The 17,919-nt window shown below is 46.6% G+C and carries 10 protein-coding genes; 9 read left to right on the top strand and 1 reads right to left on the bottom strand.

Features of this window, described 5'->3' with window-relative positions:
* Nucleotides 1–53: 53 nt before the first annotated feature.
* Entirely contained in the window at nucleotides 54–1,007 is a 954-nt protein-coding gene (locus A136_RS11715; RefSeq protein WP_017062887.1) for a TIGR01212 family radical SAM protein, read from the bottom strand.
* Nucleotides 1,008–1,536: 529 nt separating this feature from the next.
* Here A136_RS11715 and gltB (A136_RS11720) point away from each other — a divergent pair.
* The 9 genes from gltB (A136_RS11720) (at nucleotide 1,537) to A136_RS11760 (ending at nucleotide 17,830) form a co-directional block, all read left to right on the top strand.
* A complete protein-coding gene (gene gltB, locus A136_RS11720) occupies nucleotides 1,537–6,084 on the top strand; it encodes a glutamate synthase large subunit (protein ID WP_017062888.1) in 4,548 nt (1,515 codons plus the stop codon).
* Nucleotides 6,084–7,553 (top strand): glutamate synthase subunit beta, encoded by a 1,470-nt coding sequence (locus tag A136_RS11725; RefSeq protein ID WP_017062889.1) that lies wholly within the window; start codon nucleotides 6,084–6,086, stop codon nucleotides 7,551–7,553. Before gltB (A136_RS11720) ends, A136_RS11725 begins: the two co-directional genes overlap by 1 nt.
* 428 nt (nucleotides 7,554–7,981) lie before the next feature.
* Nucleotides 7,982–12,445, top strand: a complete 4,464-nt coding sequence (gene gltB / locus A136_RS11730) for a glutamate synthase large subunit (protein ID WP_017062890.1) — start codon at nucleotides 7,982–7,984, stop codon at nucleotides 12,443–12,445.
* A gap of 16 nt (nucleotides 12,446–12,461) precedes the next feature.
* Nucleotides 12,462–13,874 (top strand): FAD-dependent oxidoreductase, encoded by a 1,413-nt coding sequence (locus A136_RS11735; RefSeq protein WP_016787584.1) that lies wholly within the window; start codon nucleotides 12,462–12,464, stop codon nucleotides 13,872–13,874.
* 171 nt (nucleotides 13,875–14,045) lie between these two features.
* Nucleotides 14,046–14,474, top strand: coding sequence for a DUF1499 domain-containing protein (locus A136_RS11740; RefSeq protein WP_010434771.1), 429 nt, complete (start codon nucleotides 14,046–14,048; stop codon nucleotides 14,472–14,474).
* Nucleotides 14,475–14,601: 127 nt separating this feature from the next.
* Entirely contained in the window at nucleotides 14,602–15,297 is a 696-nt protein-coding gene (gene mtnN, locus A136_RS11745; protein WP_012603226.1) for a 5'-methylthioadenosine/S-adenosylhomocysteine nucleosidase, read from the top strand.
* A 10-nt stretch (nucleotides 15,298–15,307) separates the two neighbouring features.
* A complete protein-coding gene (locus tag A136_RS11750) occupies nucleotides 15,308–16,267 on the top strand; it encodes a cobalamin biosynthesis family protein (RefSeq protein WP_017062891.1) in 960 nt (319 codons plus the stop codon).
* A 1-nt stretch (nucleotide 16,268) separates the two neighbouring features.
* Nucleotides 16,269–17,138, top strand: coding sequence for a vitamin B12 ABC transporter substrate-binding protein BtuF (btuF, locus tag A136_RS11755; RefSeq protein ID WP_017062892.1), 870 nt, complete (start codon nucleotides 16,269–16,271; stop codon nucleotides 17,136–17,138).
* A 74-nt stretch (nucleotides 17,139–17,212) separates the two neighbouring features.
* Complete coding sequence (locus A136_RS11760; protein WP_017062893.1) at nucleotides 17,213–17,830, top strand: TRIC cation channel family protein; 618 nt, start codon at nucleotides 17,213–17,215, stop codon at nucleotides 17,828–17,830.
* The last annotated feature ends 89 nt before the right edge of the window (nucleotides 17,831–17,919 follow it).

Here is a 17,919-nt window from a genome sequence, read left to right on the forward strand (position 1 = left end):
GTTACCACTATTTATTGGTTTTATCTGCTGTTACCTACAGTCACCCATTTCTATTAATTGGCCGCGTTTAAAACAGGCAACGTGTACTCGAATGCAGAGCCCGTTTTGATGCCTTGAGCACCGGTTTTATCCAACGAACGACCTATTTCAGTCATCGCTAACCAGCGGTTCTCACACCATAAAGGAGAAAGTAAGGTTGGGCGTCTCGCCGCTGAAGAAACACGGTGATAAACCACGTCCGCAGGCGTGCGTTGAATGATCTCACTCGCGATATCGATGTACTCTTCAAGGCTTGGGGCTTCTAGCTTTCCGGCCTTCCACGCCTTAGCCATGGTACTGCCCTCTACTATATGAAGGCCGTGCAGCTTAATACCATCGGTGCCAACGGCTAATACCTTGTCTAAGGTTTCAAGGTTATCCGCTTTGGTTTCTTTTGGTAGGCCAACAATCAGATGAGTACACACCTTGATACCTAAAGCGCGTGCGCGTTGGGTGATCGTTTCATACACTGCAAAATCGTGGCCGCGGTTAATTCGCTTGAGGGTTTTATCATTGGCGGTTTGCAGGCCAAGCTCGAGCCAAATCTCATAGCCTTGTTTAACGTAGCCCGCTAACAGATCCAACACCGCATCAGGCACACAGTCTGGTCGCGTACCAACACAAAGGCCGACGATCTCTGCACCGGGTGCTTTTAGCGCCTCTTCATACATATTCTTGAGCACTTGCACCTCAGCATAAGTGCTGGTGTACGCCTGAAAGTAAGCCAGATACTTCTTAGCACGAGCAATTTCACCCGCACGATCTTTTAGTTGTTCTGCAATACTCTGAACCTGAGTTTGTTCATCGGCAAAGGAAGCCACGTTACAAAACGTGCAACCTCCACGGCCAATTGTCCCGTCTCGGTTTGGGCAGCTGAAACCACCATGAAGCGTCAGCTTGTGAACCTTCTCGCCATAACGGCGTTGAAGGTCTTGGCCGATAGTATTGACCAACTCGTGTAATTGCATATTTTCAAAGCACTCAAGTAAATAAGAATGAATATCAGTCTTTTTTGAAAAAAAATTACATCCCTGCAAAATTCGACCAATTAGTTTACTCAAGGCTTTTTGCGAGCAACCTAACAAATATCAATAAACATGCAAAAAATCGGCTCTATTTGCCTAATGTTGCACATTTGTTAGGCATTAAATTCAAAATAAAACGAAAAAAATGGTCTACATGGGTCAACTTTCATTGCAATTCGCCTAGACAAAATTGTAGGATACTTACACATATTGGCTATTTTTGAGTATTTACTTACAACGAAAACTTGCTAATAAGTCGGTGATATCTAACTCCCACCTATATAAACCACTAGTTTGTGGTTAAAAATAAACAGGTATCACTAAGGATTGTTTTTCTCGCAATACTTTTCCTGCGAGATACGGAAAGGATTCAAACCGCCAGCATAGGCAGGTTTAGACCCATAAATATAAAAGGACAAGGCTGACTTTATACAAATAAGTTGCGCCTAGATTTAACTGGAAGGATGTATCTATGGTAGATCAAGAGCAGAACTCACAGGGTCTGTATACTCCTGAATTGGAGCATGACGCTTGTGGTATCGGTTTTGTTGCGCATCTAAAGAATCGCAAATCTCATGATGTAGTAACTCAAGCACTCGATATGCTTGCACGTATGGAACACCGTGGCGGCCAAGGCTGCGATCCGTGTTCTGGTGATGGTGCAGGTATCCTGCTACAGAAGCCGCACGAATTCTTACTAGAAGAAGCCGTAAAGCTTGGAATTAAGCTGCCATCTTTTGAAAAATATGGTGTTGGTGTTGTACTTTTCCCTAAAGATGAACACAAACGTGCACAGTGTCGTGACATTCTAGAACGCAATGCACAACGCCTTGAGTTAGAAGTTATCGGTTACCGTGAACTTCCAACGGACAATTCAATGATTGGTGCTGACCCACTAAGCACTGAACCTCAATTTGAACACGTATTTATTTCTGGCGGCCCTGGTATCACACCAGAAGAGCTTGAGCGTAAACTGTATGTTCTACGTAACTACACGGTTCGTGTATGCCTAGAAAGCGTTTCAAATATCGGTGATGACTTCTACATCAACTCTATGTCTTACAAGACATTGGTGTACAAAGGTCAGCTAACAACTGAACAAGTTCCTCAGTACTTCCTAGATCTGCAAAACCCAACCATGGTGACAGCTCTAGCACTAGTACACTCTCGCTTCTCTACCAATACATTCCCACGTTGGCGTCTAGCTCAGCCTTTCCGTTACATCGCGCACAATGGCGAAATCAATACGGTTCGCGGCAACCTGAACTGGATGAAAGCACGTGAAGCAATCCTAGAATCGGATCTGTTTACACAAGCTGAAATCGACATGCTGCTTCCTATCTGTCAGGAAGGTAGTTCGGATTCATCAAACTTCGATATGGCACTTGAGCTACTTGTTCTTTCAGGTCGTACTCTGCCACACGCGTTGATGATGATGATCCCGGAAGCATGGCAAGAAAACAAAAACATGGATCCAACTCGTCGTGCGTTCTACCAGTACCACGCGAACGTAATGGAACCATGGGATGGCCCAGCATCAGTATGTTTCACCGATGGTGTTCAAGTAGGTGCAACACTTGACCGTAACGGTCTGCGTCCTTCTCGCTACACAGTAACTAAAGACGACTTCCTAGTAATGGCGTCTGAGTCTGGTGTTGTTGAGATTGCACCTGAAAACGTTGAGTACCGTGGTCGTCTACAACCAGGTCGTATCTTCGTTGCTGACCTTGAGCAAGGCCGCATCATTTCTGATGAAGAAGTGAAAGACAGCATTGCTAAAGCACAACCTTACGAAAAGTGGGTTGAAGAGAACCTTCTGAGCCTGAAAAAGCTACCGGATGCGAGCAACGAATTTAGCCAACCTTCTCCAGAGAAACTACTACACAAACAACAATCGTTTGGCGTGAGTTCTGAAGAAGTAAACGAAATCATTCTACCTCTTGCGAAAACAGGCTACGAGCCACTTTCTGCAATGGGTGCTGACTGGCCGCTAGCGATTCTTTCTCACCAATCGCAGCACCTTTCAAACTACTTCAAACAGTTGTTTGCACAAGTAACTAACCCGCCGATCGACCCGATTCGTGAGCGCATGGTTATGTCTCTGAACACTTACCTAGGTAAAGACCAGAACTTACTTGCTGAAACACCTGAGCACTGTCAAAAAGTAGAACTTGAGTCTCCAGTACTGTCTAACTCTGAGTTAGAAAAACTGCGTGCAATCGATAACGAGCACCTTCAGGCGAAGACGCTGGATATCGTATTCCAAGCAAATGGCGACCAAGGTAAGTTAGAGCGCGCACTTAAGCGTATCTGCCAATACGCAGAAGACGCAGTGATTGATGGCTACTCTATCATCCTACTGACAGACCGTGCGGTTAACTCTAACCATGCCGCTATTCCAGCAATGCTGGCGGTTGGCGCGGTTCACCACCACCTAATCCGTAAAGGTCTACGTGCTAAGTGTGACATCGTTGTTGAAACGGGCGACGCTCGTGAGACCCACCACTTTGCAACGCTTATCGGTTATGGTGCAAACGCAGTTAACCCATACCTAGTTATTGAAACGATTGTTGAACTGCAACGTACTAAGAAGCTAGATCCAAACGTACACCCACGTGAGTTATTCGATAACTACCGTAAAGGTGTTAACGGCGGTCTACTTAAGATCTTCTCTAAGATGGGGATCTCTACGCTGCAGTCTTACCACGGTGCACAAATCTTTGAAGCACTTGGTGTTAGCAAATCAGTGGTTGAAAAATACTTCACAGGTACTGTTTCTCGTATTCAAGGTCTAACGATCGACGATATCGCGCGAGAAGTATTGGTTCGTCACCGTGTTGGTTACCCAGCTCGTGAAATTCCCGCTCAGATCCTTGATGTTGGTGGTGTTTACCAGTGGAAACAACGTGGTGAGAAACACTTATTCAACCCAGAAACGATTTCTCTACTTCAAGAATCGACGCGTAACAAAGATTACGGTCAGTTCAAGAAGTACGCAAAAGCAGTTGATGACCAAGGCGACAACGCAGCAACGCTACGTAGCCAACTGGACTTCATCAAGAACCCTGCAGGCTCTATTCCTCTAGCAGAAGTAGAACCAATCGAGAACATTCTTAAGCGTTTCGCAACCGGCGCAATGAGCTTTGGTTCAATCTCGCATGAGGCTCACTCAACACTGGCTGTTGCGATGAACCGCATTGGCGCGAAATCAAACTCAGGTGAAGGTGGTGAAGATCCAGCACGTTTCGAACGCAAAGAAAACGGTGACTGGGAACGTTCAGCAATCAAACAAGTAGCTTCTGGTCGCTTTGGTGTAACGTCTTACTACCTATCTAACGCTGATGAGCTACAAATCAAGATGGCTCAAGGTGCAAAACCTGGTGAAGGTGGTCAACTACCTGGTGATAAGGTTGATGACTGGATCGGCGCGACGCGTCACTCGACTCCAGGCGTAGGTCTAATCTCACCACCGCCACACCACGATATCTACTCAATCGAAGATTTGGCTCAGCTAATCTACGATCTGAAGAACGCGAACCGTAACGGCCGTGTCAACGTGAAGCTAGTATCAGAAGCTGGCGTAGGTACGATTGCATCAGGTGTAGCAAAAGCGAAAGCTGACGTAGTACTTATCGCAGGTTTCGATGGTGGTACGGGTGCATCTCCGATGTCTTCTATCCGTCACACAGGCCTGCCTTGGGAGCTGGGTCTAGCGGAAACGCACCAAACACTACTGAAAAACGGCCTACGTAACCGTATCGTTGTTCAGTCTGATGGTCAGATGAAAACACCACGTGACCTTGCAGTAGCAACGTTACTTGGCGCTGAAGAATGGGGCGTAGCAACAGCAGCTCTAGTGGTTGAAGGCTGTATCATGATGCGTAAGTGTCACAAGAATACATGTCCTGTTGGTATCGCAACACAGAACAAGACTCTGCGTGAGCGTTTCGACGGCCGCGTAGAAGACGTAGTCACTTTCTTCCAATACATGGCTGAAGGTCTGCGTGAAGTAATGGCTGAACTTGGCTTCCGCTCTATCGATGAGATGGTTGGTCAATCGCACAAACTTAAAGTTCGTGATGACATCGGTCACTGGAAGTACAAGAACCTAGATCTAACACCGGTACTGCACATCGAGCAGGCGCGTGAAGAAGATGGTATCTACAACCAGACACAACAAAACCACAACCTAGAAGACGTTCTAGACCGCAAGTTGATTCAAGCTGCGATTCCAGCTCTTGAGAAAGGCGAAGCCGTGAATGCAAGCTTCCCTATCATCAACACGGACCGCTCTGCAGGTACCATGCTGTCGAACGAAATCTCGAAGGTTTACAAAGACCAAGGTTTACCACAACCAATGAACGTTAAGTTCCACGGTAGTGCTGGCCAATCTTTCGGTGCGTTCCTTGCGAAAGGCGTTAAGTTCGAAGTAGAAGGCGACGCGAACGATTACTGGGGTAAAGGTCTGTCTGGCGGTACTTTGGTACTGTACCCAGATGCGAAATCGACTATCGTTGCTGAAGACAACATCGTGGTAGGTAACGTATGTTTCTACGGTGCGACTTCAGGTGAATCTTTCATTCGCGGTATGGCAGGCGAACGTTTCTGTGTTCGTAACTCAGGTGCGAAGGTTGTTGTTGAGGGCGTTGGTGACCACGGTTGTGAATACATGACTGGTGGTGTTGCCATTATCCTTGGTTCAACAGGTCGTAACTTTGCTGCGGGCATGAGTGGCGGTGTTGCTTATGTTTGGGACAAAGCGGGTGACTTCGAAACCAAGCTCAACCCTGAACTTGTAGACCTAGATCCAATTGAACAAGAAGATAAAGATCTTCTACTGGATATGCTAACTAAGCATGTTGAATTCACAGGAAGTGAAGTTGCTCAATCTTTCCTAGACAACTTTGAAGCAAGTGTTGCATCGCTAGTTAAAGTAATGCCACGCGACTACAAAGCGGTTCTTGAAAAGCGTAAAGCTGAAGCACAACAGGCACAAACGGAAGAAGTGGAGGCAGTATAATGGGTAAGCCTACTGGATTTTTAGAACACGGTCGTGAGCTTCCAAAGAAGCTCGACCCGTCAGTTCGAATTGAAAACAACAAAGAGTTCGTACTTAACGAAGAGTTTGGTGAAAAGATCAATACTCAAGCCTCTCGTTGTATGGACTGTGGCGTACCTTTCTGTCACAACGGCTGTCCGATTGGTAACATCATCCCAGAATTCAATGATGCGGTTTACCGTGACAGCTGGGAAGAGGCTTGGAACATCCTAAGCTCTACCAACAACTTCCCTGAGTTTACCGGTCGTGTTTGTCCTGCTCCTTGTGAAAGTGCCTGTGTTCTTGGTATCAACCAAGACCCAATCACTATCTGTAATATCGAGAAAACGATTGTCGAAACTGCGTACCGTGAAGGGTACGCAAAACCTAAAACACCACGCTCTCGCACAGGTAAAACTGTCGCAGTTATCGGTTCAGGTCCTGCTGGCTTAGCCGCAGCGGAGCAGCTAAACAGCGCTGGTCACTCGGTAACGGTATTTGAACGTGACGAGAAAGTCGGTGGTCTACTTCGCTTCGGTATCCCAGACTTCAAACTGGGTATGGACGTGATTGATCGTAAGATCAACCTAATGGCTGAAGCGGGCGTTGAGTTTAAAGTTAACCAACACATCGGTGTTGATGTTAACGCTCAGCAGCTACGCCAAGAGTTTGATGTGGTATTGCTAACGGGTGGTTCTACGGTTCCACGTGACTTGCCAATCCCTGGTCGTGAGTTGAAAGGCGTTCACTTTGCCATGGAATTCCTTGGTCAAAACAACCGCCGTGCTAACAACCTAGATCTTAAAACAGAAGAGATTCACGCTAAAGATAAGCACGTTGTGGTTATCGGTGGTGGTGATACTGGTTCTGACTGTGTGGGCACATCAAACCGTCATAAGGCAGCGAGCATTACTCAGGTTGAGATCATGCCGATCCCACCAGAGAAGCGCCCTGCAAACATGCCTTGGCCTCAATACCCAATGATCATGAAAACCACCACTTCTCACGAAGAAGGTTGTGAACGTCACTGGAACATCTTAACCAAAGAGTTCATCGGTAACGAGCAAGGTCAAGTGACGGGTCTACGTATTGCTGACATCGTTTGGCAAGATGCGAAACCAGGTGAGCGTCCAGGCTTTGATGAAGTCGCGAACTCTGAACGTGTTATTCCTTGTGACATGGCATTCCTAGCAATGGGCTTCTTACACCCGGAGCCAACCGGCGTGCTTGCTCAACTAGACATTAAACTGGACGAGCGCGGTAACGTCGCTTCTGAAGGTTTTGCAACGAACCAGAAAGGCGTTTTCGCTGCTGGTGATATGCGTACTGGTCAATCTCTAGTTGTACGTTGTATTAATGAAGGTCGTGAATGTGCAATTGCCATTGATGACTTCTTAATGGGTAACTCAAACTTAGAAGCGAAAGCTGATTCACTCATGCTTTCCGCATAATATTTCTCGGGCTAACGTCAATTACGTTAGCCTAGAGGAAAAGCAATACCCTTCCTAACTTTTATATTTGGCTAGCACTCGATGCTAGCCTTTTTTCTATCTGGCATTTGTCGTTTTCAAAATCATCCTGTTGTATATGTTAAATCCCGTTAACATTCACCTTATATATCTCATTGATATCCATCGACTATTTTAGATTATTAAGTGGCTAATCGCGTTTATGCATGATAATTAACCATGAACTTGACCTTAAACACAATTAGCTATACGTTGTAAAGCTGATGAAAATAAAATCAATCGGTTTTGTTAACACAACCAATAACGTTTTAACTGGCTAAAGCAAACTATCAGTTTATAAAAAACAACAAGTATATGAATAGTTAGTCATTTACTGTCTGGATGACAGAGAAGCAAAAGGGAGAATTGCAATGGCTCTATATGATCCTAGTCTTGAAAAAGACAACTGTGGATTTGGTTTAATAGCGCAAATGGAAGGCCAACCTAGTCATAAGTTGGTAAGAACTGCTATTTCAGCCCTCGATCGCATGACACACCGTGGTGGTATCGCTGCGGATGGTAAAACCGGGGATGGCTGTGGCTTATTACTACAGAAGCCTGACTCTTATCTCAGAATTATTGCTGAAGAGAATAACTTCAAGCTCGGCAAGCAATACGCTGTCGGCATGATTTTCTTCAGCCAAGATCCAATCAAAGCGCAATCCGCGCAAGACATCGTCAATAAAGAGCTCGCTCAAGAGACCTTAACGGTTGCAGGTTGGCGCGTAGTACCGACCAACACCGACGTATTAGGTCCGATTGCCAAAGATTCAGTTCCCAATATTCAGCAAGTGTTTATCTCGGCCCCCGCGGGTTGGCGTGAACGCGATATTGAACGACGCCTTTATATCGCTCGTCGCAGAATTGAAAAACAGATCACCGAAGACAAAGATTTCTATATTTGTAGCCTTTCAACACAAGTAATGGTCTACAAAGGTCTGTGTATGCCAGCCGATCTTCCGCGATTTTACCTCGATCTTGCAGACTTACGTATGGAATCTGCAATATGTCTGTTCCACCAGCGTTTCTCAACCAATACTCAACCACGCTGGCCACTGGCTCAACCATTCCGCTATTTGGCGCACAATGGTGAGATCAATACCATAGAAGGTAACCGACAGTGGGCTAAGGCTCGTGCCTATAAATTCTCTTCACCACTGCTGCCCGATTTGCAAACCGCAGCGCCCTTTGTGAATGAGACAGGATCTGACTCTTCAAGCTTAGATAACATGCTCGACCTATTCCTAGCTGGTGGTATGGATGTGTTCCGAGCAATGCGTATGCTTGTTCCGCCCGCATGGCAAAATCACCCAGACATGGACCCAGATCTGCGTGCCTTTTACGACTTCAACTCCAAGCACATGGAACCGTGGGATGGCCCTGCTGGCATCGTACTTTCAGATGGTCGTTACGCTGCATGTAACCTCGATAGAAATGGCCTGCGTCCTGCGCGTTATGTCATCACCAAAGACAACCTGATCACCTTGGCATCTGAGGTCGGTATCTGGAACTACGCGCCAGATGAAGTGGCAGAGAAAGGACGTGTCGGCCCAGGTGAATTACTCGTCATAGATACGCGCCGCGGTAAATTGTGGCAATCTAACGAGATCGACAATGACCTTAAAGGTCGCCATCCTTATAAAGAGTGGATGGAAAAGAACGTTCACAAACTCACACCGTTTTCCGATCTGCCCGATGAGCAAGTCGGTAAGCGCAGCTTTGACGATGACACGCTCAAGACCTACCAAAAACAGTTTGCGATGAGCAACGAAGAGTCCGACCAAGTGCTGCGTGTGCTTGGTGATATGGGGCAAGAAGCAGTAGGCTCAATGGGCGACGACACGCCAATGGCTGTGCTCTCTTCAAAAGAACGCTTGGTCACTGATTACTTCCGTCAAAAGTTTGCACAAGTCACCAACCCACCGATTGATCCATTGCGTGAAAAACACGTGATGTCTTTGACGACCAGTATTGGGAAAGAGATGAACGTGTTCTGTGAAACAGACGGTCACGCCTATCGTGTCACGTTTGATTCACCAGTACTGCTTTACTCAGACATGCAGCAGCTTCTGCAGTTGAGTCAAAAACATTATCGTCATGTCATTCTCAGCATGCACTACGACCCGAATAACCAAGATCTAGAACAAGCAATCAAAGCAGTATGTGATAGCGCCGAACAAGAAGTCAGCGAAGGTGCGGTTTTAGTTGTGCTGTCGGACAAAGGTTTAGAGAAAGGAAAACTACCGATCCCTGCAGCCATGTTGGTTGGTGCGGTGCAAACAAGGCTTGCTGATACCAACCTGCGTTGTGATGCCAACATCGTTGTTGAGACAGCAACTGCGCGCGACCCACACCAATTTGCTGTGCTGCTTGGCTTCGGTGCAACCGCGGTTTACCCATACCTCGCTTATGAAGCGTTAGGTAAAATGTTGGATGATGGCTCTTTAGATAAAGATTATCGTGCCGCAATGCAAAATTACCAAAACGGCATCAACAAAGGTCTGTACAAGATCATGTCGAAGATGGGAATTTCAACCATTGCCTCTTATCGCTGTTCACAGCTTTTCGAAGCCGTTGGCCTTCATTCCGATGTTGTTGAGCTCTGTTTCCGCGGAGTTACCACTCGAATCCAAGGCGCAAGCTTTAGCGATTTCCAACAAGATATCTATAACTTATCGCGTAAAGCCTGGACTAAGCGTAAGCCAATCGAGCACGGTGGTTTACTCAAATACGTACACGGCGGCGAATATCACGCCTATAACCCTGATGTGGTTGGCACTCTGCAAACTGCAGTAAAAACAGGTGAGACATCGGATTATCTCTCTTTTGCTAAGCAAGTAAATGCTCGTCCAGCTGCGATGTTACGCGACTTAATGAGCCTCAAAAAAGCAGCTCAGCCTCTACCACTAGAGCAAGTCGAGCCTAACAGCGATCTGTTTAAACGCTTCGACTCTGCGGCAATGTCGATCGGTGCTTTGAGCCCAGAAGCGCATGAAGCATTAGCAATGGCGATGAACCGCTTGGGTGGTTACTCAAACTCTGGTGAAGGTGGTGAAGACCCTCGACGCTTTGGTACTGACCGTAACTCTCGTATCAAGCAGATAGCTTCCGGTCGTTTTGGTGTGACGCCACATTACTTAACCAATGCGGATGTTTTGCAGATCAAGGTCGCGCAAGGTGCGAAGCCTGGAGAAGGTGGTCAACTGCCCGGCCATAAAGTTACCGCAGAAATCGCTAAGCTGAGATATTCAGTTCAAGGGGTGACACTGATCTCCCCTCCTCCACATCACGATATTTATTCTATCGAGGATCTAGCGCAGCTGATTTTCGACCTTAAACAAGTGAACCCTAAAGCCTTGGTTTCAGTAAAGTTAGTATCGGAACCGGGTGTAGGCACGATTGCAACTGGTGTAGCGAAAGCCTATGCCGATCTGATCACCATTTCTGGCTACGATGGCGGTACCGCGGCAAGCCCTCTAACCTCGGTAAAATACGCAGGTTGCCCTTGGGAGCTTGGCTTAGCAGAAACTCAACAAGCACTGGTTGCTAACGGGCTTCGTCATAAGATCCGCCTGCAAGTCGATGGTGGTTTAAAAACTGGCCTTGATGTGATTAAAGGTGCGATTCTCGGTGCAGAAAGCTTTGCTTTTGGTACCGCGCCAATGGTCGCAATGGGTTGTAAGTTCTTACGAATTTGTCACCTAAACAACTGTGCGACGGGTGTTGCGACTCAAGATGAAACACTACGCCGCGAATACTTCAAAGGCCTGCCAGACATGGTGGTGAACTACTTTACAGGCCTAGCCGATGAAGTTCGCCAATACCTTGCAGAACTCGGCGTAGAAAAACTCACGGACCTGATTAGTCGTACAGACTTACTTGAAGCCGTTCAAGGCCTCACCGCGAAACAGAACAAGCTCGATCTCTCTTCAATACTCGAAGCTCCGGTATCTCCAGAAGGTCACCCACTGTTTTGGACCGAGCCAAACGCACCATTTGATAAAGCTCAGCTCAACCAGCAGATTCTGGATGATGCACTCGATGCAATTGAGAAACGTCAATCCACCAGCCTTTACTACAACGTGATCAACACAGACCGCTCGATTGGTGCTCGTATCTCTGGTGAAATTGCTAAGCGATACGGCAACCAAGGGATGGCAGGTTCACCAATCAAGTTATATCTCGACGGTACAGCAGGCCAATCTTTTGCGGTTTGGAACGCAGGCGGCGTTGAGCTTTACCTAACAGGCGATGCCAATGACTATGTTGGCAAAGGCATGGCTGGCGGCAAAGTGGTTATCAAGCCTCACCAAGGCACCGCATTTACTTGTAACGAAGCGACCATCATAGGCAACACCTGTCTGTATGGCGCAACTGGAGGCAAGCTGTTTGCAGCTGGTACGGCTGGCGAACGATTTGGCGTACGTAACTCAGGTACGGTTGCTGTGATTGAAGGCGCTGGTGACAACGCCTGTGAATACATGACCGGCGGTATTGTTGCCATTCTTGGCGCAACTGGCGTCAACTTCGGTGCGGGTATGACAGGTGGCTTCGCTTATGTCATGGATAAGAACGAAGACTTCCAAGGTCGAGTAAATAACGAGTCGGTCGAGGCACTTTCTCTGTCTGACTTATTTATCCACCAAGAACATCTGCGTGGCTTAATTGCAGAGCACTTAGAAGAGACTGGCTCAGTACACGCTGAAGCTATTCTGGCGAACTTTGATGAATGGATTCCAAAGTTCTACCTAGTGAAGCCAAAGACGGCGGATCTGAACACCTTGCTCGGCCACCAAAGCCGCAGCTCAGCTGAACTTCGTGTTCAAGCGCAATAATTGGAAGGAGCCAATAATGAGCCAGAATGTATACCAATTTATTGATGTGAATCGCGTAGACCCAGCGAAGAAACCAATCAAGATACGTAAGATTGAGTTTGTAGAGATCTACGAACCTTTCACTAAACAGCAAGCGAAAGCGCAAGCAGACCGTTGTTTAGACTGTGGTAACCCATACTGTGAATGGAAATGTCCTGTTCACAACTACATCCCTCAGTGGCTTAAGCTTGCCAATGAAGGGCGCATTATCGAAGCCGCTGAACTGTCTCACCAAACCAACAGCCTGCCTGAGGTTTGCGGCCGAGTTTGTCCTCAAGATCGTCTATGTGAAGGCTCTTGTACCCTCAACGACGATTTCGGCGCAGTAACCATCGGCAACATTGAAAAATACATCAATGACAAAGCGTTTGAGATGGGCTGGAAACCAGACATGTCGCATGTCGAATGGACTGATAAAAAGGTCGCAATCATCGGTGCAGGCCCCGCAGGTCTTGCTGCTGCTGATATCTTAGTTCGAAACGGTGTGAAGGCCGTGGTATTTGACCGCTACCCGGAGATCGGTGGCCTACTAACGTTTGGTATCCCATCGTTCAAACTCGAGAAAGGCATCATGGAAAACCGTCGCCGTATCTTTAGTGGTATGGGTGTCGAATTTAAGATGAATACCGAAGTCGGTAAAGACGTTCAACTACAACAACTTGTCGATGATTATGATGCCGTTTTCTTAGGGGTCGGTACCTATAAAAACATGCGAGCTGGGTTAGACAACGAAGAAGCACCGGGCGTTTATGATGCTCTACCCTTTCTTGTTTCCAATACCTACAAGGTCATGGAGCTGGATAATCCAACGCCATTCATCGACATGAAAGGCAAAAAAGTGGTCGTGCTTGGTGGTGGTGATACTGCGATGGACTGTGTTCGAACGTCTATTCGTCAGCATGCTGCTAACGTCGTCTGTGCTTATCGTCGTGATGAGGCCAATATGCCAGGCTCTCGCCGTGAGGTGAAGAATGCAAAAGAAGAAGGCGTGAAGTTCATGTTCAACCTTCAGCCATTAGCATTGGAAACCGATTCATCAGGTCATGTTACTGGCGTCAAAGTGGTGAAAACGGCGCTAGGTGAACCAGATGAAGCAGGCCGACGTCGTCCGGAACCCGTTGAAGGCAGTGAACATGTTCTAGAAGCCGATGCTGTGATCATGGCATTTGGTTTCCAACCTCATGCAATGGAATGGCTAGAACCATTTGGTGTAGAGCTCGACCAATGGGGTCGCATCAAGGCTCCCGGACAGCAAGAGTTTCAATACCAAACCACCAACAGTAAGATCTTTGCAGGTGGTGATGCAGTTCGAGGATCTGATTTAGTGGTGACTGCTATCGATGAAGGCCGTAAAGCCGCGGAAGGAATATTGGATTACCTAGAAGTGTGACTAGGTTTCCTTTATTACTCAGTTCGTTACTATAAAAAAGGGATCCAATTATGGATCCTTTTTTAAATTAGATACGTTTATCACAAGCATCACGAAAATACGTAAAACAATTACAAATAAACCAATGCCGATAACTACAATTAGAATTAAAAACAAGCCATAGGAAACACCATGAAAAAAGCCGCTCTCCTTTCTCTATCTCTTTTAACTTTAACCGCATGCAGCCAAGGAATCACGAACATGAAAGACAGAACTTCATCACCTTGTGGAGACAAACCAAACTGCGTATCAACTCAAGATGACCGTGAGCAGCATGCATTGGACACGTTTGAGTTATCTGACTCAGCAAACTTAGATGCGATTGAGCAGGTTGCACTAACTTTACCTGGATCGAAAACCGCGAGTAAAACAGAAGATTATCTGCGTATTGAATGTACTTCTCGCATCATGCGCTTTGTCGATGACTTAGAACTTAAGATCACTGATGACAAACTGATCGTGCGTTCAGAATCTCGCACTGGCCATTCTGATTTTGGCGTAAACAGAAAACGTGCAGAACAACTTCGTGCTAGCTTAAAAAGCGAAGGCCTAATCAAATAGATAAAAGAATCCGCAGATAAATCACTGCTATTCGGATGAGAAGTGCCTCTGGGCAGTCGCTCGACACTTCTTATCCATGCTACAATTTCGCTCTACTGTTTAAATATTATTTATTAAGAGACTACACATGAAAATCGGCATCATTGGCGCAATGGAGCAAGAAGTTGCGATCCTAAAAGCAGCAATTTCAGACATTACTGAAGTTAATAAAGGCGGTTGTACCTTTTTCTCTGGTCAGCTAAATGGTGTTGACGTTGTTTTACTTCAATCAGGCATTGGTAAAGTAGCAGCGGCTGTTGGGACTTCAATCCTATTAAGCGAATACCAACCAGATGTTGTTCTAAACACGGGCTCTGCTGGCGGTTTTGATTCAACACTGAACCTTGGTGATGTCGTGATCTCAACTGAAGTTCGTCACCACGATGCAGACGTTACAGCTTTCGGTTACGAAATCGGCCAAATGGCAGGTCAACCTGCAGCATTTAAAGCTGACGACAAGCTGATGGCTGTCGCTGAACAAGCACTAGCACAAATGGAAGATAAGCACGCCGTTCGCGGTCTTATCTGTACTGGCGACGCATTTGTTTGCACAGCAGAACGCCAAGAGTTCATCCGCAAGCACTTCCCATCTGTTGTTGCTGTAGAGATGGAAGCATCGGCTATCGCTCAAGCTTGTCACCAATTCCAAGTACCATTCGTGGTTGTTCGTGCAATCTCTGATGTTGCAGACAAAGAATCACCAATGAGCTTCGAAGAGTTCCTGCCACTAGCAGCGCAAAGCTCTTCTGAAATGGTTATCAAGATGGTTGCCCTACTAAAGTAAGCGACTAGACATGCAAACACTGTTTGATCAGGTATTTGCAAATGGCGTGCTCCTTGTGATGTGGGGAGCACTGCTTTTTCATTTAATTTTACCTATCCCCCATGCCGCACACCCCACGACCTTATGGCATAAGTTTGCTGAGCTTTTAGCAAGCAAGGTTAATAACAATAACAACCACAACTATTCCCAAAGTTTAATCTCAGGCACATTAGCCTGGGGGTTAATGGTACTGCCAACTCTGGTTATTCTATTGGCACTGCAACCATTGGTTTGGCAATCTCAACTGTTTGAATTGGCACTGTTATTACTCGCGATTGATTGGCGCAATAATGAAAAGCTGGCTAACCAACTGATCAAAGTACTTGGCCGAGAAGATAAAGCGGCCGCTCGTCAGTTACTAGCTCCGATTGTCAATCGTCAAACCGAATCACTTTCGTCACTTGGCCTCGGCAAAGCCGCCACAGAAACCATAATCATGGGTTACGCTCGTAACGTAGTTTGTGTGTTGTTCTGGTACGCCATTGGTGGTGGAATCGCTGCGTTAATGTATCGCCTTGTGGTCGAGTTAGCTCGAGCTTGGTCGCCAAGTCGCAAGCAATTTTCTCCGTTCGGCTCAACGGCGATCAAGATAGTCGCGATTCTCGAATTTATACCGATGCGTTTGTTTGCTTTGATGATCGTATGTGGTGATAAAGCAACGCATACATTTAAGATGATGTTAGTCCAAAGTCGCTCTTGGCCACTACCCGGCCCAGCCTGGTTGATCACGGCTGTTGGCAACAAGCTTGAACTATCATTGGGTGGCCCTGCGATTTACGACAACACTAAAGCCATTCGCGCAAAATTAGGCGGAAGAATCGCACCGTCAGCTCTGCATCTATCTCAGGTTCAGAAACTACTCTTTGGTCGCATCGCTATCTGGATATTTTTACAAAGCCTAGCCTTACTATTTATTCACCAAGGGATTTAGAGTGGAATCTTCAGCACTTGTTACAAGCCTTACTATTTTGTCTTCCAGCTTATGGCTGCCTTTATCATTTGCAGAAGAAGTACCACTGACTCAAGAACAAGTACAGCCGGCTCAACGCGTGGTCAGCCTTGCTCCTCATGCCACTGAACTCGCGTACAGCGCAGGTTTAGGTAACAACCTTGTCGCCGTAAGTGAACGAAGTGATTACCCACCACAAGCCGATAAGCTTGAAAAAGTGGCAAACTATCAAGGTATCAAGGTTGAGAAGATCATCGCACTTCAGCCTGATTTGATTCTTGCGTGGCCAGCGGGAAACCCGCCCAGAGAGCTCGCGAAACTAGAGCAATTTGGTTTTAATATTTACTACTCCAAGACCAAAAGCCTAGACAGTATCGCAACCAATATTGAACAACTGAGCCAATACGCTAGCGATCCAAGTATTGGCGAAAATAACGCTCAGCAATACAGAGAGCAGCTCAACGCCTTGAGACTAAAATACAAAGATGCCGAGTCAGTAAACTACTTCTACCAACTCAGTGAAAAGCCGATCATCACTGTTGCTCAAGGACACTGGCCAAGTGAGGTGTTTGAGTTTTGTGGTGGACACAATATTTTTGAAGACAGCGCCTCGCCATATCCGCAAGTTGGTATTGAACAAGTTGTATTAAGAAAACCGCAAGTGATCTTCACTTCTCAGCACGCGATTGAGAATGGAACCATGTGGCAAACATGGGAAGATGAAATCCCAGCTGTCGCTCAAAATCAGATTTGGTCCCTCAATTCTGACTGGATTAATCGCCCGACAACAAGAACTTTGAAAGCGATCCAACAAGTATGCGATTTCTTCGATAGAGCTAGGCAAAATCACTAACTATTTGCTGCGTTTTTTCGTACAATTCGCCACCGACCTGTCCCTACAATTTTAACTATAAGAGCACCAGTATCATGGACTCCATGCTGCTTTATATTATCGATTTATTTGGCACTGCCATCTTTGCTGTCTCAGGCGTATTTGTCGCTGGCCGTCTTAAGATGGATCCCTTTGGCGTCGCCGTTCTAGGCAGTGTAACCGCGATTGGCGGCGGCACAATTCGTGACATGGCATTGGGTGCAACTCCCGTGTTTTGGATCACCGATACCACCTACCTTTGGGTCATCATCATCACCTGTTTGCTGACCATGATTATTGTAAGACGCCCGAAACGTCTGGCTTGGTGGATATTGCCGGTATGTGATGCGATTGGCCTAGCGGTGTTTGTTGGCATTGGTGTAGAAAAAGCACTTATCTATCAAGATTCAGCACTAGTGGCGATCATCATGGGTGTCATCACCGGCTGCGGTGGCGGTATTATCCGCGACGTACTTGCCCGTGAAGTGCCTATGATTCTAAGAAGTGAAGTCTACGCGACCGCTTGTATCATTGGTGGTACTTTCCATACCATGGCGATCAGCATGGGGCACGATTCAGAAACTGCATTTCTGGCCGGCGTGTTCTCAACACTATTGATAAGGCTTGGCGCTATTCGTTGGCATTTATCATTGCCGACCTTCGCCATCAAATAAGCTAACGTTACAAAGTGAAAGGCTCCGTAAAGGAGCCTTTCTTAATTTGAGCTCCCCAACACAATTATTATGCTCTCGCGCTACACGTG

The sequence above is a fragment of the Vibrio crassostreae 9ZC13 genome, assembly GCF_000272045.2.
In the GTDB taxonomy this organism is placed as follows: domain Bacteria; phylum Pseudomonadota; class Gammaproteobacteria; order Enterobacterales; family Vibrionaceae; genus Vibrio; species Vibrio crassostreae_C.